This is a genomic window from Acinetobacter sp., assembly GCF_041919735.1.
Lineage (GTDB): Bacteria > Pseudomonadota > Gammaproteobacteria > Pseudomonadales > Moraxellaceae > Acinetobacter.
Map to the genome: position 1 here is coordinate 22,328 of NZ_JAYRTF010000023.1, position 20,908 is coordinate 43,235.

The window sequence follows — 20,908 nt, forward strand, 5'->3', positions numbered from 1 at the left end:
GCTCCAATGGGGGAATAGGTCTGATGAGGTATTCCCCAAATCAAACAAGGTAATAGTTAAACGAAATGAATCCGAAATTAAAACAAGTAATTGATGATTTTATTCATACGGAAGCGCTGAGTGGTACATCATTAATTATGACCGTTTTTGGTGATTGCATTTTTCATCGCGGCGGCATCATCAGCTTAGCCAGCTTGATTCAGCTGATAGATGTTTTTGGTTTCAATGAACGCTCAGTCCGTACAGCAGTTTTTCGGCTGGTACAAAATGGCTGGCTGATTTCAGAAAAAATCGGCAGAACAAGCTATTACCGTGTGACTGAAAGCAGCCGCCAGCGCTTTATTATGGCGGATCAGAAAATTTATAGCTTTAGCCATCGTGAATGGGATCAAAAGTGGGATTTGGTGTTACTCAGTTCGGTTGAACTTGAAAATAAAATGCTGCTGAAGAAAGAGCTGGAATGGCTGGGTTTCGCCAATATTGCAACCAATGTAATGGGCTATCCGGGCTGTGACCATCAAAAACTGCAGAATTTGCTTTTAAACCTGAAAATGACTGATCAGGTGGTGGTTTTTAAAGCTGAAGCGCTGCAGCTATGGCAGGAGTCTTATCCGACGGTAAAACGGATGATTGAAACCAATTGGCCGATACAGGAGCTGCATCAGCGTTATGAAAAATTCATTAACGATTTTAGAGAATTCTTATATTTAGTTGAAAATGAAGACGAATTAGATCCAGTACAAGCCTTTCAAATTCGTATTTTACTGATTCATCAATATCGCCGTATTTTGCTGAAAGATCCAAACTTACCCTTTGAGCTGCTGCCGTCGAATTGGCTGTCATTAAATGCGCGTAATTTAAGCAGCAATCTATATCAAAAGTTGGTGCATGCAGGCGAAGAGTTCTTTATGGAGATTGCTCGAACTTCAGAGGGTTCGATGCCGCCTGCACATCCACATTTTTATAAGCGTTTTGGCGGATTAAAACAGGAAGAGTTAAGTTCATAAATAAATGACCCAAACATTGGGTTTGGATCAATCTAAAGACATGTTTTAAGGAAGAAACAATGCCATGTTACGCTATTGACGGGGTTATTCCTGTCGTCAGTCCACAAGCTTATGTGCATCCGACTGCGGTACTGATTGGGGATGTTATTGTGGAGGCGGGTGCATATATTGGCCCATTTGCGGCTTTAAGGGCTGATTTTGGCGGTATCCATGTTCATCAAAATGCCAATGTGCAGGACTCGTGCATTATTCATGGTTTTCCAAATTATGTGACCGTGATTGAGGAATATGGCCATATCGGGCATGGCGCGATTTTACACGGCTGCCGTATTCGCCGAAATGTATTAATTGGCATGAACAGCGTTATTTTAGATGAGGCTGACATTGGCGAAAATAGTATTATTGGCGCCAATAGTACGGTAAAAGCCAAGGCGCAGATTCCTGCAAATGTGCTGGCTTTAGGAAGTCCTGCCCGTGTCCTGCGTGAACTGAGTGAAAGTGAAAAAGCGTGGAAAACGCTTGGCACGCAGCAATATATTGAATTGACCAGCCGCTGTATCAATAGCATGGCCGAAGTTCAGCCGCTGACAGCCCGTACTCCTGAGCGTTTAACGCATCAGCATTTTCAATCTGCTCATAAAACTAAACCGCATCATGGATAATGCTGTTTTAGTTCTATAGATGTTTTTATTGAATATGTGCGTTTTTTTAAAATTGAGAATTTAAAAACTTAAAATCTAAAAACTTGGAATTTAAACTCTCAGTCCGGAGCCGTTTTATGGATCAGGGTTGGGTCGAATAATTACTTGCAAGCCTGATGGTGAATTGGTTTCGAAACTTAAATCGAAGCCATATTTGCTCAGCATCATTTTGACTAAAGACAAGCCCAAACCATAACCTTTTTGCTGCGCGGATTTACGCCAAAAACGCTGTCCCAAAAATTGAATGTCATCGGCACTTAAAGTGCTGCCATGATCTGCAATCACCAACTGCTGTCCCTGCATGTGGATCTTAATCTGTGCGGCAGGCGCATGCAGCAGGGCATTTTCAAGAATATTTTTCAGTACGGTATACAGGGAAAATTCAGGTAAAGGCATCTGCGCCAAACCTTGCCGTTCTATGTGAATGCGCTGTTCAGCGTCTGGATAAAGATGTTCTAAATCAGCAATGACTTTGTTGATAACCGGTTCAACGTCTATATTTGCAGACTGATGCTCAAGGGCCTGATCTGTATTGGACAGCATTAATAATTGTTCCAATAATTCGGCATAGCGGCGAATGCTTTGATTGGCTTGATCAAGGCTGTTTTGCAATTTTGCGCTGCCATCTTGCTGCGCCATGAGCTGAGCCAATTGCACACGGGTTTTTATTGCGGTCAGCGGACTGCGTAATTCATGCGCCGCATAGGCGCTGAAGACTTTTTCATTTTCTAAGCTCTGATGCAGCTTATGCACGAGAAGTTTTGAATTTTGGGCAAAGGGCTGTACCTCAGAGGGCAGATTTTCAGCATCTAAAGTGTATAAATATTGGGTAGCGTGCGTTAAAGATAAATTCGGCTGACTTAAAAAAATAGAAATGTCATCCAAGGTTTTAAACTCACGGCGAATAATTAAAATAATCAATGCGATGCACAGCAGCAACGATAGAACTAAGGGGATCAGAACCGACTGTAAAATTTGCTTGAGCAGTGACTCCCGCAAGAACATGCGTTCCGCAGCCACGACTTGAATATCGCCGCGGCGCAGGACATAGCTGCGCCATTCGGTTTCTCCCTGCTGCCACGTGCTAAAGCCCGCTGCCTGCTGGCTTAAATCGGCTGGTGCCCCGCGTGTTTTTGCTATAACTTGCTGTCCAATACGGATATCTGAGCTGAATAATGACACCTCACAGGCAATCAGCTGCTCTGGATCGGCGGCATGATGCTGCTTGTTTAAAATGTTGTCACTCAGATTTTGTATCGGCAGCTGCTGAATCAGCCGAGCCACCATTTGTGCAGACGCCAGCAGGCGCTGATCTAAAGTGTCCTGCAGGCGTTTTTGCAAATCAATATACAGCCAGATAAAGACCATGCTCCAAAGGCAAATCATGACGGCTAAAAGACTGCTGACCAAACGCCATTTCAGGCTGTTGCGTTTTTGCATAGGGCCTACTCAGGAACTTTAAACATATATCCGACACCGCGAATGGTCTGAATATAGTCTGCATGTAATTTCTGCCTTAAATGGTAAATATGCACATTGAGCGCATTGCTTTCAATACTGTCTTGAAAACCATACAATTTATCGAGCAGGACTTCATTTTTAAGCACTTGGTTGGGATGGCTCATCAGTGTTTCGAGCAGGCTATATTCACGGCGTGACAGCTGAATAGGCTGATGCTGATAGCTGACTTCTTGAGTATCTTTATTCAGAATCAGGTGATCAAACTGAATCAGATTGGAAGAAAAACCGCGGTGACGGCGGCTTAAGGCATGAATTCGGGCAATTAACTCATCCAACTCAAATGGTTTGGTCAGATAGTCATCCGCCCCCAAATTCAGGGCTTCAACACATTGCTGTGTTTGCAAACGCGCAGTCAAGACCAAAACGGGTGTGTGAATTTGATCTTGACGCCATTGTCTGAGCAGAGTCAAACCATCTTGGTCGGGCAGGCCTAGATCCAGCAGGCAGAGATCGGCTGCGCTATGGCGCATGAAATAATCTGCATCGCGGGCAGTGCTAACATGCTCTACTGAAATATTTAAGTAGTCCAAGGCTGCGCAAATGCTTTCAGCAATATAGGGATCATCTTCGACCAAAATGACAAACATAACGCTTTCCTATCATCATCGCTGTATTTTATAAATGATTTCCTCTGTTAATGCTCTCTTAATTTTGGCTTTTCCATAATAGGCATATTCATATTGATGGTGACAATTAAGTTAATGATGCGGATTTGGTTATCTGGACTCTTTGGGATATTCACCGCTCTGGCGGCGCAAAGCACGTCAGCTGGGTTTTTACCGCCCGATCAAGCTTTTGCCTTTCAGGCAGCATCTGCCGCTCAAGACAAGGCAACCCTGACATGGAAAATCGCCAATGGCTATTATCTGTATCATGATCAGTTTAAAGTCATTGAAAGCGGAAAAGCGCTGTCTTTAAAACTGCCGAGTCCGAGTGAGAAAGATGACCCGAATTTTGGCATGACCCATGTGCATTATGGGCAGGTGCAAACGACGGTCTCGGTGCTGCCCAACCAGAGTTATAAAATCGAGTGGCAAGGCTGTGCCGAAAGCGGCTTATGTTACCCAGTTCAGCGTACCACCATTCACATCGATGCGGATGGTTTATTGCCTGCAATGGAGGGCACTGCACAAAAGGCATTGCTCGCCTCGGTAGCATCTGCCTCGCAATTAACTGCAGCTGCACCGGTCGAGCCTATCCCGAAAAAGGCAGATGCTGTACCGGCTGAACCCCAATCCAGCCAACCGCAGTCTGAAACCGAAGACCGCATCAAGAACGCCTCTTCGGAAGCGGCGGCATTAAGCGAAGTGCAAAATGTCAGTGCGTCAGAAGTGCAACATGCTCTTATGACTCAGGCAAGTTCAGAACCGGATGCAGCGTCAAGTGCGGCACAGCTGAACAGCCAAACCGATTGGAATAATGATCAGTTCTTTTTTAATCTGCTTTCAACGCAAAATATTGCTTTGAATTTAATCATCTTCTTAGGTTTAGGTGTGTTACTGGCATTCCTGCCATGTTCTCTGCCGCTGATTCCAATTTTATCCAGTATTTTAGTGCAGCGTCATCGCGGCTATCGGGCTGGCATCATTGCAGGCGTGTTTGTCTTGGGGATGGCATTGATTTATGCCTTGATGGGCTTGGCTGTGGCAGGGCTAGGCTATAACTTCCAGCGCTGGTTTCAAAACCCAGTCTTTATCGGTATTTTTGCACTGCTCTTTGTGGCTTTTGCCTTGAATTTATTTGGCGCATTTCAATTTTCATTACCGCAAGGCCTGCTGCAGCGCCTTGACCAATGGCAGCAGCGCCAAAAAGGCGGAACCTTTATCGGCTCATTTATTATGGGAATGATCGCAGCGCTGATTGTCGGCCCATGTATGAGTGCACCTTTGGCAGGAGCATTGCTGTTTGTGTCGCAATTGCCTGATCCATGGATGGGGGCCAGCTATTTATTTGTCCTGGGTGTGGGTGTTGGTTTGCCGTTATTTATTGCTTGTGTATTTGGCGCTCAGTATTTGCCAAAACCAGGGGTATGGATGGACCGTCTGAAGTTCAGTTTCGGTTTTGTCATGCTGCTGCTGGCGGTGTATTTCCTGCGTCCATTATTGCCAAGTGTGCTGTTTTTATTGTTGATGGCAGTACTGTTGCTGCTGCTCAGTTTATATATTTTACTGAAGATGCGCCCGTATACGGCCAAACGGATGGTGCAAGTGCTTTTGGTCATGCTCAGCCTAGGTACGGCATTTTTTGCAGGCAATTATCTGCTGCAGGCATGGACACAGCTGAGTACGGCACAAGCTTCTGAACGCTTAGCTTGGCAAAAAGTCACCACGGCAGATGAGTTCGAACAGGCTCTTGAACAAGTCAAAGGCCAGCGGGTATTAATCGATGTTTATGCGGATTGGTGCGTGGCCTGTCAGCCCATTGAAAAAGAGGTTATGCCCCGTGCGGATGTACAAGCAGCGCTTGCTGATGTTGCCAGGATTAAGCTTGATTTGACGGAGTATCACGCAAGTCAGGATATCTTGCTCAAAGAGTGGCAGGTGCTTGGCCCGCCGACGATGATTTTCTTGGATGCGGCGCATCAGGAACAGCGTGACTTGCGTTTGACAGGCACATTCAGCGCTGCGCAGCTGTTGAGCCGTTTAGGACATGGAGGACAGCCATGATCTCAAGCGAAGCCTTGCATTTGGGGCCATTGATGCTGCCATGGACGCTGATTATTTTAATTGCAGCGTTAACTGTCATGGCGCTTTTTGCAAGATATGCGGGCCAGCGGTTGGGTTGGCCAGAGAGTATTAAAAGCGAATTGCAAGATTCCATTTGGACAAGTGTCTGGATTGGTTTGATCAGTGCAAGACTCGTTTTTGTTTTGCTGAATATTGATGCTTATGCTGCCTCACCCATCGATATGATCAAAATTCAAGATAAAGGTTTTCATCTGATTGGAGGTGTGATCGCAGGCGGTGCATGGTTCTTTTGGAAAAACCGCAATTTGATGACCAAAGCTAAAGTTGTGCTCATGCTGAGTTTTGTTATCGTTGCAGGCGCAGGCATGCTGCTGAAAAATACATTACAGAAGGAAACGAATTATCCTGATTTGCATTTTAGCGCCTTGCAGGAAAATGGTTCTGTATCAGCAAGACCAGCATCACTCAGCAGTTTTAAAGGTAAGCCCGCAGTGGTGAATTTATGGGCGAGCTGGTGTCCGCCGTGCCATCGTGAAATGCCTGTGCTGGCCCGTGCACAGAATCAGTATCCCCAAGTACAATTTATTATGCTGAACCAAAGTGAGGGTAGTGCTGCCGTCAGCGCCTATCTAAAAAAGCATCAATTTGATTTTAAACATGTCTTGCTAGATACGAATGGGGACATGCCTGCAGCAATGAACACGTTCGGTTTGCCGAGTACGCTATTTTTTGATGCGCAAGGCCGGCTGCTGGAACGCCATATGGGCGAGCTGACCCCTGCGATGCTGCAGCAATATTTGAATAAACTCTATCCCTAATTGATCAGGAAATTTTGATGAATAATCTATTTAAGTCGTTATTTTTAGGAACTTTAATCAGCAGCTGTGCTGGCAGTATCAGCGCCAATGAAATTCAGAAAACGCTGGAAAAAGAAGGTTTTAAATTTGTCAAACAAGTTCCTGCACCCGAGGGGCTCATTGGCTGGGTCGGGCATGAAGATCAATATTCCAATACGGTTTTTATCTCTAAAGATCAAAAAAATTACATCAAAGGCGAATTGTACAATGCTCAAGGGGAAAACCTGTCGAATCAGTACATTGAAACCCATATGAAGAAAGCGATTTTAGATGATGTCTGGAAAACGCTTGAAAATTCAACTTGGATTCAGGATGGCAAGAAAGATGCTCCCCGCATTGTGTATGTGTTTTCAGACCCGAACTGTCCGTACTGCCATAAATTCTGGCAGAGTGCGCGTCCATGGGTAGAGTCAGGTAAGGTGCAATTGCGTCACATTCAAGTCGGTGTTATTCGTGAAGAAAGCCGCGCTCAAGTCGCCAGTTTATTGCTGTCGAAAGATCCAGAAGCGATGTTTCATGACATTAATTTAAATAAAGCTCAAAAATCGTTAAAACCAGCGGCAAGCATTCCTGCAGGCATTGCTGAAAAAATAGATTTCAACCAAAGCTTAATGGGGAAATATGGCTTTTTCTCTACACCATCCATGGCGTGGCGCGACAGCGCAGGAACATTCCAGTCTGCGCAGGGCATGCCAAGTGATTTAAAGGCTGTCTTTGAAAAGTAAAAGTTAATCACTCACAGAACCATTCAAGGAGCACTGTCTGGGCAGTGCTCAAATATTGATTTAATCATCATCAATGATGGTTAACATTCAATGGCTTGGCTGTGCAAACATTTCATTAACTGCTCATTCAACTATATAATTTCGAATAAATATTCAAGCAGTTGCTGATTTTGCATTCAGGTACTTGCGAATAAATGACATTGATTATTAATCAATTAAACAACTATTGATATTCGTGAACGGAATGCTTTTAAGGGGAATATAGAGAAAGGGAATTATAAAATTCCAGGTACCGAATCAGCCCATATCAATGTGCTTTGGGGAAAGAGGGCGCATAAGGAATTGGTCTGAACCAGTACCGCTGCACCCGCCGCCATTCACAGCGCAAAAGACCGGTGTCAGCATGAATAATGAATATGATCATTTATTTATGCAATCGGCTAAAGCAAGCCACTCAAAAGAGTAGTTTTTTTATTGAAAAATGATTAATTTATCTCCCTTATAATAGGGGTAAATGATGAAGACATTATTCAGTTTAGGCCTTGCTGCATTGGCGCTTACAGGCTGTACATCCATTAAAGTCAATCACAATGATGGATTTCAGCCGCAGTCAGTAAAGCAAATTTGTGTGATCAATAATCCAAAAGTCACGATACAAGGTTTTGATCAATCAATTGTTCGAAGTTTTGCTCGCTATAATATCAATGCCCGCATATATCCTGAAAACTCAAAACCAGTGCTGTGTGAAACAACAATGACTTATACTGCGCTGCGCACTTGGGATGTGGTCACCTACATGAGCTATGCAAAGTTCATGCTGATGAAGGATGGCCGAACCGTTTCAGAAGCTGAATTCAGATTAAGAGGGAAAGGCGGCTTGGCTTTAAATAAATGGCGCAGTACGGATACTAAAATTGATGAGCTGGTAGATCAGCTGCTTGCTTCGAATAAGGCCCAATAAGCTTTAAGGATTATCGTCTGCATGGCGGTTTCTTTTTGTCTTCAATTATTTTGGGAGAAATGGCCTTAAACCAGTAAGTCCTGCATGCACTGCACAGATGAAACATCTCACTGCGCCGTTTAACTCTCAAATGCATTTGGACTGGGGTTCAGCCGCATAAAGCTGTAGGATATAATGCCTTGAATGAATTGATGCACATTCACAGCAGCATAGGTTTTTAACATGAAATACATGGAAATCAGAGATTTGATTGGGCAGGAGCTGCAGCAATATGCTCCTAATCAGCTGATTCCATCGGAGCGTTATTTGGCGTTGAAATATCAATGTTCCAGAGAGACCATCCGTAAAGCCTATGAGCAGCTGCGCGCTGAAGACAAAATTTACAAAGTGCAAAATGTCGGCTGGTTTGTCAGCAATAAAAAAATTCAGTATTACCCGGCATCGATTGAAAACTTTAACAGCTATTTAAAGGCGCAGGGTTTTAGCGCTAAAACGGAATTGATTTCCGCCAAACTGGTCGATGCCGCCTTTGCCGGCGCTGAGTTTTTTGATCCTGAAATCAGTCAGGACGGTTTTTTTGAGATTATCCGTCTGCGCTATGCCGATCATGTTCCAGTTTTGCTGGAATATAATTATCTGCCTGCAGCATTATTTCCGAATTTCCTCGATTTTGATGTTGTTCCATCCGTGGAAGATGTGGTTAAAACGCATTTTCAATTGAGTTACAGCAGCAGCCGGTTAAAAATTAAAAATACCGCAGCCGAAGAATTTGACGGCAAGCAGCTGGGAATTCCGTCCAGCCAAACTGCGATACGCATTGAGCGGATTTCTAAATCTGATGATCAGGTAATTGAATTTGATGTAGAAATATGGCCAGAAGATAAAATAGAGATGAACATGGAGATTATCGTTTAAGCGGTTATTGAGCCGATAGGCTGAAGTGCGGATTCTTCCAAATATGCAGATGATTTATTTTGCAGATGATGTAAGCGGAATTAAAAAAATAAATAAGCTATTAATATAATGATGCATCGAATAAATAGTTTAAAAAAATAATTTGATCAGTAAATAATATTGGTATGTACCACTTATATCTACTACATTTCGCACTGTTTTAATGGGTGCGGGATGATGCATGGCTCAATGTTCTCAATATTGCGGTAACAGCAGAAATCTATGGCTGGGCTTGGCGCCATTGAGTTTTTTTAAGCCTCCGCTGACGGCACCTAAACAGGCTCGGCATTTGGATGAGGCTGCATGATGGCGCAGACCGCAAATCTGGGGCATGGCATGGGAGAAAACCCGGAAACCAAAGACTGGCTGGATATTTCTAGTCATGATCTATGCCAGCTGCAGCAGCTGTATCCGCAATTATCAGGCCAGCAGACTATTTTATGGCGCAGCCCGCGGCCATTTTCAGCCGCGCTGCTGCTTCAGGTGGATGCACAGGTTTATTTTGTCAAACGCAGCAGCCGTTTATTCCGCAGGGTTCAAGATCTGCAGCAGGAACATCAGCTGATCCGCTATTTGGATGCGCAAGGCATTGCGGTACCTCAAATTCTGCATGCGCATGATGGCGCAACTGCAGTGGAATTGGGAGAGTGGAGCTATGAAGTGCATGAAAAAGCACATGGTGTAGATCCTTATGCTAATCAGATTTCTTGGAAACCGTTTTTCTATGCAGAGCATGCTGCAAAAGCAGGCAAAAAATTAGCAGAACTGCATCTAGCGGCAAAGTATTATCCAGTCACTCAGGGGCGAGGCGCCAAGCAGCTGATTTCAAATCAGGATTTGCTGGAAAGCGAAAACATTCATTTGGCCATTCTGCAGCGCATTCAAAACAGTCCTGCGCTGAGTGCATATTTTGCAGATAAGGTGCTGGATTCCGTATGGCTGAACCAGCTGGCTACTGTGCATGAAAAGATTAAACGCACAATACAGCAGGCGCCCAAAATTTGGACACACAACGATTTTCATGCCTCTAACTTGCTCTGGTCTGATTCGAGTGATGCGGCAGAAATCAGTATGGTGATTGATTTTGGCTTAGCGGACCGCTGCAGCGCCATTTATGATTTGGCGGTGGCGATTGAGCGCAACTTTATTGATTGGCTGGCCTTGGAGCAGGGCCCAGATCTGTATATCGATGAAGCGGGTTTAGCGGCTTTTGTTCAGGCCTATATTGCGCAGGCAGGATTTAGTTCAGCGCTGGAAATGCTGCCTGAGCTGATCAAAATTGTGCATAGTGATTTTGCCCTGTCGGAATTGGAATACTTCGTGGGCATTACTCAAAATTTCAAGCATGCCGATGCGGCCTATTATGACTGGATGATTGCGCATACCGCTTGGTTCTTCCAGCCGCAAGGACAGCAATTCTGTCAAAAACTGGCGCAGCTGATTCAGCCGTATCGGATGCTTGAGCCATGATGATGCCATGCATTTTCAAATTTATTTTAATCACTCAGCCTGCTTGGATGAGCTGCAGAGCTGTATTCTACGGTCTGCAGAATGCCGCTGCAGGCCGCAGATGTTATTCAATTTCACAATTTTATCGATTTCATCGCCAAGCCATCAGCGCTGTTCAGAGCCGCTTGATGCACCGCGCTTTAGGGAAAAACGGAAAGGTTAAACATGAATCTTCAATTTAAGCAAAATTCATTGGTGTTGGCAGTCAAAGCTGCGGTTCTGTCACAGCTGTGCTGGGCGCCGGCAGCCTTTGCGGAAGAGACGGTTAAGACGCTGGAAACAATTGTGGTCAGCGTGTCGCAAGCGGCGGATCAAGACAAAAATACTGTTGCGCTGGAAGGTTTTGGCACCCAAGAACTCAAAAAAGCGCCAGCGTCAATCACGGTGCTGAATGCGGAGTTGCTTGAAGATCAGCATGCGCGGATTTTAGCGGATATTGTGAAAAATGATGCCTCAGTCGGTGACGGCTATGCACCGATTGGCTACTACTCGAATTTTGTATCGCGCGGCTTTGCGCTGGATTTAGGATCAAGCTACCTGCTGAATGGCAATGTGGTGCGCGGGGAACAAAACCTGTCTTTGGAAAATAAAGAACGGGTCGAAATTCTCAAAGGCATTTCAGCCATTCAACGCGGCATGTCAACGCCGGGCGGCGTGGTGAACTATGTGACCAAGCGTCCAAAAGAGGTGAAAGCGGTCAGTATCAATGCCGATGAAAACGGCCAGTTCTCGGTAGCGGCAGATGTCGGCGGTTTTGCCGGAACAGAACAGCAGCTGGGCTACCGGGTCAATCTGGTGGATGAGCGCATCAACAGTTATGTCGATCATGTCAGCGGCCACCGCTATATGGGTTCGTTGGCGCTGGATTGGAATATCACAGATCAGTCTGCATTGCAGTTTGATGTTGAAGCGCAGCGCCAGCAGCAGCGTTCTGTGCCGGGCTATCAATTGCTGGATGGAAAAGTGCCGCAAAATGTACAGCCAGAGCGCTTGCTGGCCTATCAAAGCTGGGGCAAACCCGTCACCATGGACAGCATCAACAGCAGCCTAAAATACAGTTATGCCCTGAATGATCTCTGGACGGCCAATCTGATTGGCGCCTACAGCCGCGTAAAAATTGACGATTACTCGACATTTGCATGGGGCTGCTACAGCAGTGTCTGCCAGTACAGCGGCTTAGGCAATGGTTTTGACGCCAATGGCAATTATGATATTTATGACTATCAAAACCCAGACGATACTTATGTCACCCGTCAGCTGAAAGCGCAGCTGCAAGGGCAATGGTCATTGGCCAATACTGTGCATCATTTAAATCTTGAACTGGCGCAAATGGATAAATCCCGCAAGCGTTCTGACCGTGTCAATGAGTATATTGGTGTGGGCAATATCTATGAAGATACTGTCGACTTTGAGCCAACGACAGAACAAGTCGGCGCACGTACTAAAGCGCTGGACAGTTCGCAATGGGCGATCACGGCTTCTGACCGCATCGAATTTGGCGAACAATGGTCGGCGCTGTTGGGCGGAAAATGGATTCATTTGGATGAACAGGCCTATAGCCGTAAAGGCGTGCAAACCCGTGACACCAATTTAGATAAATTCCTGCCGCAGCTGGCGCTCAGCTACAGCCCAGCCGAAGATGCAACTGTGTATGTGTCTTATGCCAAAGGTTTGTCAGATGGTCGTTCTGCCGCTTGGTATGCAGAGAACGGTGATGATATTTTGGCGCCGATTCAGTCTGAACAGTATGAGTTGGGCTATAAACAGCAAATCAATCAGTTCCTTTTTACTGCGGCGCTGTTTGACTTGCTTCAGGACAATCAATATACCGCTTTAAATCCAGCAGATGATAAGTACTATTTTGTTCAAGAGGGCGAACAGCATAGCCGAGGTTTAGAGCTTGGAGTGTCCGGCAATATCACATCGCGCCTAAGCATGAACAGCAGCATGGCATTCACCCGCACACGTTTGGAAGATATTTCGAATGCAGCCTATGCGGGGCACCAAATGCAAAATGCGCCGAAATTCCGCGTTGCCAGCTTTGTCACGTATGATCTGCCGCAAGTTGAGGGCTTAAAACTGATAGCCGGCGGCCGCTACAGCTCAAGCAAATATGCCAACCGTGAAGCCACAGCCAAAGTCGGCGGTTACAGCGTATTTGATGCTGGCGCAGCCTATGCTTTTAAATGGAATAAAACGGATGCAGAACTGCGCTTGAATGTAGATAACCTGTTTAATAAACAATACTGGCGTGACGTCGGTGAATCGGATGGCGATGGCTACATGTTCCTTGGCGCGCCGCGCACCGCCAATCTGGCGTTGAAACTGAATTTCTAAGCAGGCAGAGAAGATGTCTCATTTAGAAATCGCCGCCTTTATTTTGAATGTGCTGGGTGTCTGGCTCACCTCCAAGCAGTACCGCATTTGCTGGCTGGTCAATATTGCTGCCGTGTTTCTCTATATGATTATTTTTTATCAAGTGCATTTATTGGCCGACGCTGCGCTGCAGGGCGTGTTTATCATCATGCAAATCTACGGCTGGTTCAGCTGGTCGAAAGCCACTGCCGCTGAGCCGCTGCATGCGGGCTATATGCATAAAGCAGTGCTGGGGCGCAGCATGGTGATCGGTATTGCAGGCGGTTTATTTTTAGGGATGCTGTTTGCAACCTATACCCATGCGTCTTTGCCTTGGCTGGACTCAATGCTGGCGTCGTTCAGTTTGGTGGCCAGCTATTGGGCGGCGAAAAAGTACATTGAAAGCTGGGCCATGTGGTGCGTGCTGGATGCGATTTATGTGCTGATGTATCTGCATAAGTCTTTAAACCTTACTGCATTTTTATATTTTATTTTTATTCTCTTGGCGCTCAATGGCTGGCGTATGTGGAGGATGAAGTGGAAGGCTGATCGGCAAGCTGAAATTCAGTCTCTTGGCGGATGAACATGATGAGCTTGATGAGATGTTTGCGGTTTAAGCTATGTTCTCATCAAAATTTCAAAACTCAGAGTCAAATGCTAGAGACTGGAAAATTAACGATTCAGTTCAAGGGCTCAAAGCTAAGCATTGAGGCACAGCAATACGTTGCCTTAAACTGCCTTAAATAGATGGATGAAACAGAATTGAACACGAAAATGATGAAACAGACTTTAACAGCCATGCTGCTGGCAACTGCCGTATTTTCTGCAGTACCGCTGCAGGCAAAAGAAGCGCCAAGCTGCGCTGCGGTACAGCAATTTGGCATGAGTCTGAAATTTCAAAACCGTTCTGCAGAAGTGCAGGCGCTGCAGCTGCAAGCTTTTAATATTGCAACGCACCGTTTGCAGGAAATTTTAAAAGAACATCCAGATGCAAAGAATCTTGCAGTTGTCACCGATTTAGATGAAACCGTCTTAGACAATACCGATGTTTTTGTGAGTGATCTGAAACGCTGTGAAGATTATACCAATTGGAAATCTTGGGATGCGTGGGAGCAGTCTGGACAGCCAAAGCTGATTCCAGGAAGCTTGGATTTTCTGAATTATGCTAATCAGCAGGGCGTGAAAATTTTTTATATTTCTGACCGCTCTGAAAAATACCGCGCCTCTGCTATGCGCATGATGCAGCAGCTGAATCTGCCGCAAGTGCAAAGTGATCAAATTTTGCTGTACGGCACATCAAAAGAGCAGCGCCGCCAGATGGCAGCCAAGGATTATGAGATTGTGCTGCTGCTTGGCGATACCTTGCATGACTTTTCCGATGCGTTCAGCAACCATCAAACACCTGCAGAGCGGGCAGAAGCGGTTGCTCAAAATAAAGAAAAATTTGGTGAGCGCTTTATTGTGCTGCCGAATGTCAGCTATGGCGCTTGGTCAGAAGCTAAATAAGGCTGAGGTTTTTAAGGCGCTATGATCTAGTACAAAAAAGAGCGGGAAATCCGCTCTTTTTATTTTGCAGTTTTTTTATGCCTTATGACGAAAAAATGCAAACTGCATCGCCTGAATCAGCAGTATCAGCAAAGACTGAAAATATTGAGCGGAATGTATTTAAACAGCTTCTTGATTCAGCCAAACTTCCGTATTTTTATGGACATTCCAAGAAGCCCAATTGTTTGCATCTACTCGGATGACAAGCAGCGCATCTTTGGCATGTACATGAACCAACAGTTCATCGCGCACTTGTTCTGCTGTTAAGTCCGTTTGCAACAGCCAAGCATTTTTAAGCGGAATTACAGGAGGATGAGCGCTGAGCTGAATGATCTTTTTTTCAAGGCTTGAAAACTCACGTTTAGTGCGCTGTTCTAAACTAATTAAATAGGCGGCCATGTTTTACTCAATAGATGGTATACGTTTTTATCATCAATCCGCAGTGCTGCTGATTTTTTAAATTGTTGTTTTAAATATGGTTTTTTTAATATAAAAACCTGTTTTCTGCTGCATCATAGATTTAAGGTTCAATTTAATCAATAAATTTGTGATTTAAATATCATTATTGAAATAAAAGTGTGATATTTATTCGGTTTAAAATTGGTAAAATTCAGATGAATGATATTTGACTAAAAAGAAAAATATGTTAATAAATAATGGTGGCTGTTTTTATGCAGCCCGGATATTTCAGGATGAAATATTCAAGAAGCGACTCATAAAATTAAACAGGAGTTTTAACAATATGCTTCAATTATTTAGAAAAATGTTCTGCATGCATATTTACGAATATGAACAAATGGAAGAAATTGGCGCACACAAGGAATGCCGGAAGTGCGGCGTGACAAAATAAAAAGGTGAGCGAAAGCTCACTTTTTTATTGCTGTATTTATCTTATATTTAAAGTGATTAAGCGATAGAATCCAAGACCATATTTTATCATTACTGATTAAAGCTGATATGCCTAAAGATTTCCAAGCCGAAACCTATATTGTTGACGGGCAGCTGCAGGATACGCTTGCGTGGCTATGCCATCATCAAGATTGCTTCGAGTCATTTACTTATGATGCCATTACCCAAGAGCTGCTTGTTGTGCATGCGAATGGGCAGGATGTGATTAAGAAAGGCGATTATTTAAATGCCAAATATGGAATTATTATTACTGCGCATAATTTTGCTCAGCCTTAAAGGCTTAAGGCTGAGCTGATCAAGAACGAATGGATCAGTTGTAATTGACAACCAGGACTTTCTTGTATTGGTGTTCCGTCGATTCAATACTGAGGTTTGCCGCTTTTGTCGCTTGCTTTTGCGCAGCGCTGTAGCTGTCGGAAACCTGCTGAAGCTTGATTTTAGACATTGCTTTTTGCACGTCTTGGCAAGCTTGATCCTGCGATTGCTGGGTACAGGTAAATTCTGCAATTGAGCCATTGAAGCTGATTTGTTCAGCATGACAAATTGCCCCAATACCACAGAATATAAGTACACTCATTGAAGTCATATATTTATTTAACTTCATCTCTAAGCCCCATTTTGAGATGTTTAGCTAAGTAAATACATGACTATATTACTAAAAGCAAGATAAGCTGATTTTATTCATAAATAAAAATTATAAATTGTGATGCATATCAACTTAATCGTACTCAATTGTGACGGAAGCCATACCGCGGACAGTTCCAGCAGAAACGGTTGGTTCTGTTTGATAGTAGCGGGCGATCAATGGCACATCGTATTGTGTCTGCTGACCAGAATGAACTGTTCCAACTGCTAATTTATCTCCTTTGGCGATCACTCTGTTTTCGCCTTCATAGTTCCAAACAATTTGCGTACCGACCCCTTTGGCGCGGGTGCTTTCTGGAGCATCATTCAGAATTACCTGATTATTGGTGCCTGAAACAGCAGGGTAATCAAAACTTAAGCTAATGTCATTGCTTACGTCAATACCCGTTGGGTTGTCGCCGCCATTGCATAAAATATTCAAGTTAAAGGCTTGTTCACCTTGTGTAGAACCTACACCGTTAAAATCAGCTTTCTTCACCGTTGGCAGCTGGACAACTTTATTAATGTTGCCTTGAATTTCACAGGAAGAAGAGGCAATCGTAATTGCATTGGCAAGGACAGTACTGGTCAGTAAAGGCTTATCTGGATAGCCATCTACATGATACGTGCTGTATAGCCCAGGAACTAAGGTGCCGGAACCTGTCGTCGGAGCAGTTTTGACAATTTCTACAACGAAATAGCCTGTAGCTAAAGTGTAGGTTTTATTTCTTTCTAAAGCGCGTTTATATGGATAATAACCAGAAAATTGTTGAGCGCCTTCGGCTTCACGATAAAGGCGGATGCCGATACCAGGAATATTGGTACTATAGACATTTGGACCGCCTGAAGGGGCTGCTGGATAGCCTTGAGTCAATACGGCATTAATTGATGATGGAGTACCCCGATCGCACTTGATTTCTGAACCATTTGATGAAATTGGAAAAGTTGCCTTTCTTAATACCTTGCCAACAGGGTCGCTTGGTTTAACGACTACACGCCCGACAGACATCAGGACATCCTGAGGTCTAAAACCAGATGACGGTGCACATGCAGCATATGCTTCAGACAATCCAGCAGTTCCGGCGAGCAACAATAGCGTATTTACAATTTTCAGTTTCATTGGCATACACCCTCTGTCGTGATCATGTTTAAGTTTTTATCTGCGTCTTGCGCTGTTACGTCATATTGGATTCGGCATTGTTCATCGGGTTCATCACCCCATTTAACAATGGCAGTTCCAGCCGTTTGCTCGGTACGCAAATACACCATGCTGCCTTGTGCAACCATGCCGATATTTTCACCTTGCTCATTGTAAACTTCAGATGCAAACGGCAATGTTTCACCATTAGCTAAGAGGCCGTGAATATAAATAGCTTTACCTGTTTTTGTAGCAAAACTAACTTGGGTGATAGCGCCTGCATATGGCGCAATACGCTGACTCGTTTCAGACAGCTCAACGTTTGTCGACATTTCTTGCGGATCAAGGGTAATGTCATTTAAGCGGTAAGGCGTAACATAAGGAATAACCGCATAGCCAGACTTGTTAATGCTTAAGCCAGTTGCATTATTCACTCTTGCTCCTGCAGCTTCCGGTGCATGAACCAAGACCATGGTTTGACCGTGGTCAGGGCCAAATAAAACACCATCAGAATGCAGAACGACATTGCCCCGCGCTGATACCATCGCTTGTTCATAGCGGTCTGAAACGCTATAAGAACCGCCTACAGTCGCAAAGTTGGTGCGGTACTGCGCATTCAAGTTCAGGCTTGGATTCTCAGCATATTGCTGTGAAAAAGATGTGCCATAGTTCAGGCGGTCACCTACAGTACCGCTCATACCCACAGTTACGTTGTCTTGGGTAGTGATCGAGTTGAAGTTGACTGTATTTTTCTTGAAAGACCATGGCATGGACAGCGTAAGCATGTACTCAGTATCATTGGAGCTTTCATTGGTGGCATTGTCTTCGATGACACGTCGAATTGCAGACAAACCATACGTTAAGCTGGAATACGTATTGCTGTAGCCAATCTGATACTGGCGTTCAGTTTCATTACGGTTCCAGTAATCGATCCATGAACCTGTGGCATAAATATTGCCCCATTTGTCTGGCAAACCTTGGTTTAAGGTAATTTGGAACTCACTGCGCTGTTTGCCGACATGGGTTGAGTTGATGCTTTTGTCATCCAAATCTTGAACGATCAGGGCATCGCGCAACTTATAAAAGTTTTCAGTCGAATAGCGATATGCTGCAAGTGTTAAGTTGGTATCGGTTGGCGTAATGAGTTTACTGTAGCTCAAGCGGTAACTTTGGCCAGATTCACTTTCGCGCTTCTTAAAGTCAGCCTGTGAATGAGTGACATCGAGAGAGACAGCGCCAATCGGTGTTGCAAATGCACTGCCTAATGTTACAGCAGTATAATCTTCCGCACTCTGAATACCGGAATAGGCAGTGAGATAGTTATTGATCCCGCGCTGATATTTAGCTTGAACAACCCAAGGTTCTAAATCAATATCATTATCACGGAATTTACCAACTGTTACCGAGTAGCGGCTCATGCCTGGGCGCAGCATTTGTACAACGGATGAATAAGGTATTTTGAAAGTTTGAATTTCACCATTAGCTTCTAAAACAGAAACTTCTAATTCACCTCCAAAACCCGTAGGGTATAGATCATTGATTTCAAAGCTGCCTGGAGCTACAGCAGTTTGATAAATCAATTGGCCTTGTTGGCGGACTTCTACTTTAGCATTGGTTTTAGCATTACCTCGAATACGCGGTGCATAACCAACCATACTGTTTGGCAACATGCGGTCATCGCTGGAAAAATCTAGACCGCGGTACCCAAATGAATCGAAGACTTCACCGTCGGTAAAGCTGTCACCTAAAGTCAGCACACCTCGATATTGAGGGAAGGCGCGCTGCACATAGGTGCTGATAGAATCGTAGTTGCTTTGGCTACCATTTTCTTCATTATTATCAGCATGTTCTTGCCACTGCCATTGACCATTATGTCTAAATTGCCATCCGGCTAAATTGGCGCCTGCATAAATAGAAGTAAAGGCATTGGTATTTTCTTCATGGCCTTGCCATTTATTAAATGTTTTATATGCATTGGCATTGTAAGAAAGAAATGCGGCGTTTACGCCGCGATCCCATACGCTGGGATCGACATAGCCTTGTGCATTTTTCTGCATTGCAATTTGAGGAATTGAAATATCAATACGAAGACGAGAATTATCAAATTCGTAATAGGCATCATCGATCCATTGTTCAATTTTTTGACAAGGTGCAGTACTGGTGATTTCACCTTGTTTTTTCAAGACTTCAGATTTGACACCATATTGCAGCAAAGAGCTTGCAGAAAAACATGTAAAGGCACTCTCTTTGTTATCTAAGGCTTTAAACACCATACGATGTTTGCCAAACCAACTGCCATTTACATAGACATCGAGATTATATTCGCCAGGTAAAATAGGGTTGCCATATTTGAAACGGTCGACACCGATTTTCTTTGCATCGCCGATTAAAAAATCGGAATCAAACTCAGCTTCCTCTGCAACAGGGGATTCTCTCTCAGCTTCTGTTGCATGAACAAGTGCTGGCATACTGAGCGTAATTACACCGCATGCTAAATAATAGCTGATGCTGCGTTTAACCCATTTTAGGCTTTGTTGTTTTTTTTGCATGAAACTGTCCGCCTACTAATTAAAAATAGGAGTATTTAAAAGTAAATTTACTTATAAAAAATTATTGAAATTTGATCGGAAACTCTGTGCGGCCGCCGTAATCATTAATGCTTGTGAATACCATTTTTGAAGTATTTGATGATTTTAATGAAACCTTGTCTTCTGAAAATGGTTTCAGCATTAAGCCTTCACTGATGAGGTCAGTGCGTTTGCCTGCATTGTCTTGATTGATTGTGGTTAAGGTGACGTGAAATGGGGTCGGGTTTTTAACGATCAGTTGAGAGCCCTGCACAGACCACTGCAGTTTTGTTGGCGCTTCAGTTACTTTTTCTTTAAGTTCGCTTGGGCGGTAAAAAACTTTAATGCGTGAACGGATGGCAAGCTGTAAAAAGTTTTCAGGCACTTCATCTGCATTTTTTGCCGTCGGTTTTGGCGGAATATCGAGAACATTTAACCAATATAAGGTTTCTTGAGCTTTGCTTAATGCACCTGCTTTAGGCAAGGCTGCAATTCTTAACGTTTGGCCTTTTTCTGCATCTACACGAGAAATTGGCGGGGTGATCATAAATGGCGCTTGAGATTGGTCCGGCGTACTTTTTGCATCGCCTTCATCAATCCAAGCCTGTACTAATGCTGGCTTATTACCGTTGTTGCTGACTTGCAAGGTGACTTCACGGGCATCAGAAGGGTAGATCACGCGTGTGCCGTGAATGATGATTTCGGCATTTGCAGCAGTAAAGGGGAATAGGCAGGCCAAAAGTCCAGTTTTGAAAAGGGATGATTTCAGCAGCATAACGGATTCTCACAAACTGGAAGTTTAAGGAAGAGCTAAGGTGACGAATCACCTTAGCTTGACTTAATTCAAT

General features: G+C 44.2%; 19 protein-coding genes. 12 read left to right on the forward strand and 7 right to left on the reverse strand.

Annotated features, from left to right (window positions below):
• The first annotated feature begins 65 nt into the window (after window positions 1–65).
• Both paaX and ACE3T3_RS12845 read left to right on the forward strand, forming a co-directional pair.
• Window positions 66–1,007 (forward strand): phenylacetic acid degradation operon negative regulatory protein PaaX, encoded by a 942-nt coding sequence (gene paaX, locus ACE3T3_RS12840; RefSeq protein WP_374667540.1) that lies wholly within the window; start codon window positions 66–68, stop codon window positions 1,005–1,007.
• 59 nt (window positions 1,008–1,066) lie between these two features.
• A complete protein-coding gene (locus ACE3T3_RS12845; protein ID WP_374667542.1) occupies window positions 1,067–1,669 on the forward strand; it encodes a gamma carbonic anhydrase family protein in 603 nt (200 codons plus the stop codon).
• Window positions 1,670–1,783: 114 nt separating this feature from the next.
• Here the strand turns inward: ACE3T3_RS12845 and ACE3T3_RS12850 are convergent, their stop codons facing one another.
• Both ACE3T3_RS12850 and ACE3T3_RS12855 read right to left on the reverse strand, forming a co-directional pair.
• Window positions 1,784–3,148 (reverse strand): sensor histidine kinase, encoded by a 1,365-nt coding sequence (locus tag ACE3T3_RS12850; protein ID WP_374667544.1) that lies wholly within the window; start codon window positions 3,146–3,148, stop codon window positions 1,784–1,786.
• A 5-nt stretch (window positions 3,149–3,153) separates the two neighbouring features.
• A complete protein-coding gene (locus ACE3T3_RS12855) occupies window positions 3,154–3,816 on the reverse strand; it encodes a response regulator (protein ID WP_374667546.1) in 663 nt (220 codons plus the stop codon).
• 117 nt (window positions 3,817–3,933) lie between these two features.
• Here ACE3T3_RS12855 and dsbD point away from each other — a divergent pair, with 117 nt between their 5' ends.
• From dsbD to ACE3T3_RS12900, 9 genes are all read left to right on the forward strand, one after another.
• Window positions 3,934–5,895, forward strand: a complete 1,962-nt coding sequence (gene dsbD / locus ACE3T3_RS12860) for a protein-disulfide reductase DsbD (RefSeq protein WP_374667595.1) — start codon at window positions 3,934–3,936, stop codon at window positions 5,893–5,895.
• Window positions 5,892–6,734 (forward strand): prolipoprotein diacylglyceryl transferase family protein, encoded by an 843-nt coding sequence (locus tag ACE3T3_RS12865; RefSeq protein ID WP_374667548.1) that lies wholly within the window; start codon window positions 5,892–5,894, stop codon window positions 6,732–6,734. The genes dsbD and ACE3T3_RS12865 overlap by 4 nt, the downstream gene beginning before the upstream one ends.
• Before the next feature lie 17 nt (window positions 6,735–6,751).
• On the forward strand, window positions 6,752–7,498 hold the full coding sequence (dsbG, locus tag ACE3T3_RS12870) for a thiol:disulfide interchange protein DsbG (protein WP_374667550.1): 747 nt from the start codon (window positions 6,752–6,754) through the stop codon (window positions 7,496–7,498).
• 517 nt (window positions 7,499–8,015) lie between these two features.
• Window positions 8,016–8,459, forward strand: coding sequence for an Sbal_3080 family lipoprotein (locus ACE3T3_RS12875; RefSeq protein ID WP_374667552.1), 444 nt, complete (start codon window positions 8,016–8,018; stop codon window positions 8,457–8,459).
• 222 nt (window positions 8,460–8,681) lie between these two features.
• The gene (locus ACE3T3_RS12880) at window positions 8,682–9,374 is read left to right on the forward strand and encodes a GntR family transcriptional regulator (protein ID WP_374667554.1); all 693 of its coding nucleotides are present in this window, start codon (window positions 8,682–8,684) and stop codon (window positions 9,372–9,374) included.
• A 342-nt stretch (window positions 9,375–9,716) separates the two neighbouring features.
• Window positions 9,717–10,883: a phosphotransferase enzyme family protein gene (locus ACE3T3_RS12885; protein WP_374667556.1), complete on the forward strand. Its 1,167-nt coding sequence runs from the start codon at window positions 9,717–9,719 to the stop codon at window positions 10,881–10,883.
• Window positions 10,884–11,087: 204 nt separating this feature from the next.
• Window positions 11,088–13,259: a TonB-dependent siderophore receptor gene (locus ACE3T3_RS12890; protein ID WP_374667558.1), complete on the forward strand. Its 2,172-nt coding sequence runs from the start codon at window positions 11,088–11,090 to the stop codon at window positions 13,257–13,259.
• 13 nt (window positions 13,260–13,272) lie between these two features.
• Window positions 13,273–13,860: a nicotinamide riboside transporter PnuC gene (gene pnuC, locus ACE3T3_RS12895; protein WP_374667560.1), complete on the forward strand. Its 588-nt coding sequence runs from the start codon at window positions 13,273–13,275 to the stop codon at window positions 13,858–13,860.
• 191 nt (window positions 13,861–14,051) lie between these two features.
• Window positions 14,052–14,783 carry a 5'-nucleotidase, lipoprotein e(P4) family gene (locus tag ACE3T3_RS12900; protein ID WP_374667562.1) on the forward strand — a complete coding sequence of 244 codons (732 nt, stop codon included), beginning with the start codon at window positions 14,052–14,054 and terminating at the stop codon, window positions 14,781–14,783.
• 159 nt (window positions 14,784–14,942) lie between these two features.
• On the opposite strand, the gene ACE3T3_RS12905 is transcribed toward ACE3T3_RS12900, so the two are convergent.
• A complete protein-coding gene (locus tag ACE3T3_RS12905; protein WP_374667564.1) occupies window positions 14,943–15,221 on the reverse strand; it encodes a hypothetical protein in 279 nt (92 codons plus the stop codon).
• A 558-nt stretch (window positions 15,222–15,779) separates the two neighbouring features.
• Here ACE3T3_RS12905 and ACE3T3_RS12910 point away from each other — a divergent pair.
• Window positions 15,780–16,007: a hypothetical protein gene (locus tag ACE3T3_RS12910; RefSeq protein ID WP_374667566.1), complete on the forward strand. Its 228-nt coding sequence runs from the start codon at window positions 15,780–15,782 to the stop codon at window positions 16,005–16,007.
• A gap of 34 nt (window positions 16,008–16,041) precedes the next feature.
• On the opposite strand, the gene ACE3T3_RS12915 is transcribed toward ACE3T3_RS12910, so the two are convergent.
• The 4 genes from ACE3T3_RS12915 to ACE3T3_RS12930 form a co-directional block, all read right to left on the reverse strand.
• Entirely contained in the window at window positions 16,042–16,308 is a 267-nt protein-coding gene (locus ACE3T3_RS12915; protein ID WP_374667568.1) for a hypothetical protein, read from the reverse strand.
• A 141-nt stretch (window positions 16,309–16,449) separates the two neighbouring features.
• Window positions 16,450–17,475, reverse strand: a complete 1,026-nt coding sequence (locus ACE3T3_RS12920; RefSeq protein ID WP_374667597.1) for a fimbrial protein — start codon at window positions 17,473–17,475, stop codon at window positions 16,450–16,452.
• The gene (locus ACE3T3_RS12925) at window positions 17,472–20,042 is read right to left on the reverse strand and encodes a fimbria/pilus outer membrane usher protein (RefSeq protein WP_374667570.1); all 2,571 of its coding nucleotides are present in this window, start codon (window positions 20,040–20,042) and stop codon (window positions 17,472–17,474) included. The genes ACE3T3_RS12920 and ACE3T3_RS12925 overlap by 4 nt, the downstream gene beginning before the upstream one ends.
• A 61-nt stretch (window positions 20,043–20,103) precedes the next feature.
• Window positions 20,104–20,835, reverse strand: a complete 732-nt coding sequence (locus tag ACE3T3_RS12930; protein ID WP_374667572.1) for a molecular chaperone — start codon at window positions 20,833–20,835, stop codon at window positions 20,104–20,106.
• Window positions 20,836–20,908 lie beyond the last annotated feature (73 nt).

Excerpts from the sequence above, each read along its gene's own strand:
- ACE3T3_RS12855 (WP_374667546.1), bottom strand. The coding sequence starts at position 3,816 with ATGTTTGTCATTTTGGTCGAAGATGATCCCTATATTGCTGAAAGCATT.
- dsbD (WP_374667595.1), top strand. The coding sequence starts at position 3,934 with ATGCGGATTTGGTTATCTGGACTCTTTGGGATATTCACCGCTCTGGCG.
- ACE3T3_RS12845 (WP_374667542.1), top strand. The coding sequence starts at position 1,067 with ATGCCATGTTACGCTATTGACGGGGTTATTCCTGTCGTCAGTCCACAA.
- ACE3T3_RS12880 (WP_374667554.1), top strand. The coding sequence starts at position 8,682 with ATGAAATACATGGAAATCAGAGATTTGATTGGGCAGGAGCTGCAGCAA.
- ACE3T3_RS12885 (WP_374667556.1), top strand. The coding sequence starts at position 9,717 with ATGATGGCGCAGACCGCAAATCTGGGGCATGGCATGGGAGAAAACCCG.
- paaX (WP_374667540.1), top strand. The coding sequence starts at position 66 with ATGAATCCGAAATTAAAACAAGTAATTGATGATTTTATTCATACGGAA.
- ACE3T3_RS12905 (WP_374667564.1), bottom strand. The coding sequence starts at position 15,221 with ATGGCCGCCTATTTAATTAGTTTAGAACAGCGCACTAAACGTGAGTTT.
- dsbG (WP_374667550.1), top strand. The coding sequence starts at position 6,752 with ATGAATAATCTATTTAAGTCGTTATTTTTAGGAACTTTAATCAGCAGC.
- ACE3T3_RS12920 (WP_374667597.1), bottom strand. The coding sequence starts at position 17,475 with ATGAAACTGAAAATTGTAAATACGCTATTGTTGCTCGCCGGAACTGCT.
- pnuC (WP_374667560.1), top strand. The coding sequence starts at position 13,273 with ATGTCTCATTTAGAAATCGCCGCCTTTATTTTGAATGTGCTGGGTGTC.
- ACE3T3_RS12875 (WP_374667552.1), top strand. The coding sequence starts at position 8,016 with ATGAAGACATTATTCAGTTTAGGCCTTGCTGCATTGGCGCTTACAGGC.
- ACE3T3_RS12865 (WP_374667548.1), top strand. The coding sequence starts at position 5,892 with ATGATCTCAAGCGAAGCCTTGCATTTGGGGCCATTGATGCTGCCATGG.
- ACE3T3_RS12925 (WP_374667570.1), bottom strand. The coding sequence starts at position 20,042 with ATGCAAAAAAAACAACAAAGCCTAAAATGGGTTAAACGCAGCATCAGC.
- ACE3T3_RS12900 (WP_374667562.1), top strand. The coding sequence starts at position 14,052 with ATGATGAAACAGACTTTAACAGCCATGCTGCTGGCAACTGCCGTATTT.
- ACE3T3_RS12850 (WP_374667544.1), bottom strand. The coding sequence starts at position 3,148 with ATGCAAAAACGCAACAGCCTGAAATGGCGTTTGGTCAGCAGTCTTTTA.
- ACE3T3_RS12890 (WP_374667558.1), top strand. The coding sequence starts at position 11,088 with ATGAATCTTCAATTTAAGCAAAATTCATTGGTGTTGGCAGTCAAAGCT.
- ACE3T3_RS12910 (WP_374667566.1), top strand. The coding sequence starts at position 15,780 with ATGCCTAAAGATTTCCAAGCCGAAACCTATATTGTTGACGGGCAGCTG.
- ACE3T3_RS12930 (WP_374667572.1), bottom strand. The coding sequence starts at position 20,835 with ATGCTGCTGAAATCATCCCTTTTCAAAACTGGACTTTTGGCCTGCCTA.
- ACE3T3_RS12915 (WP_374667568.1), bottom strand. The coding sequence starts at position 16,308 with ATGAGTGTACTTATATTCTGTGGTATTGGGGCAATTTGTCATGCTGAA.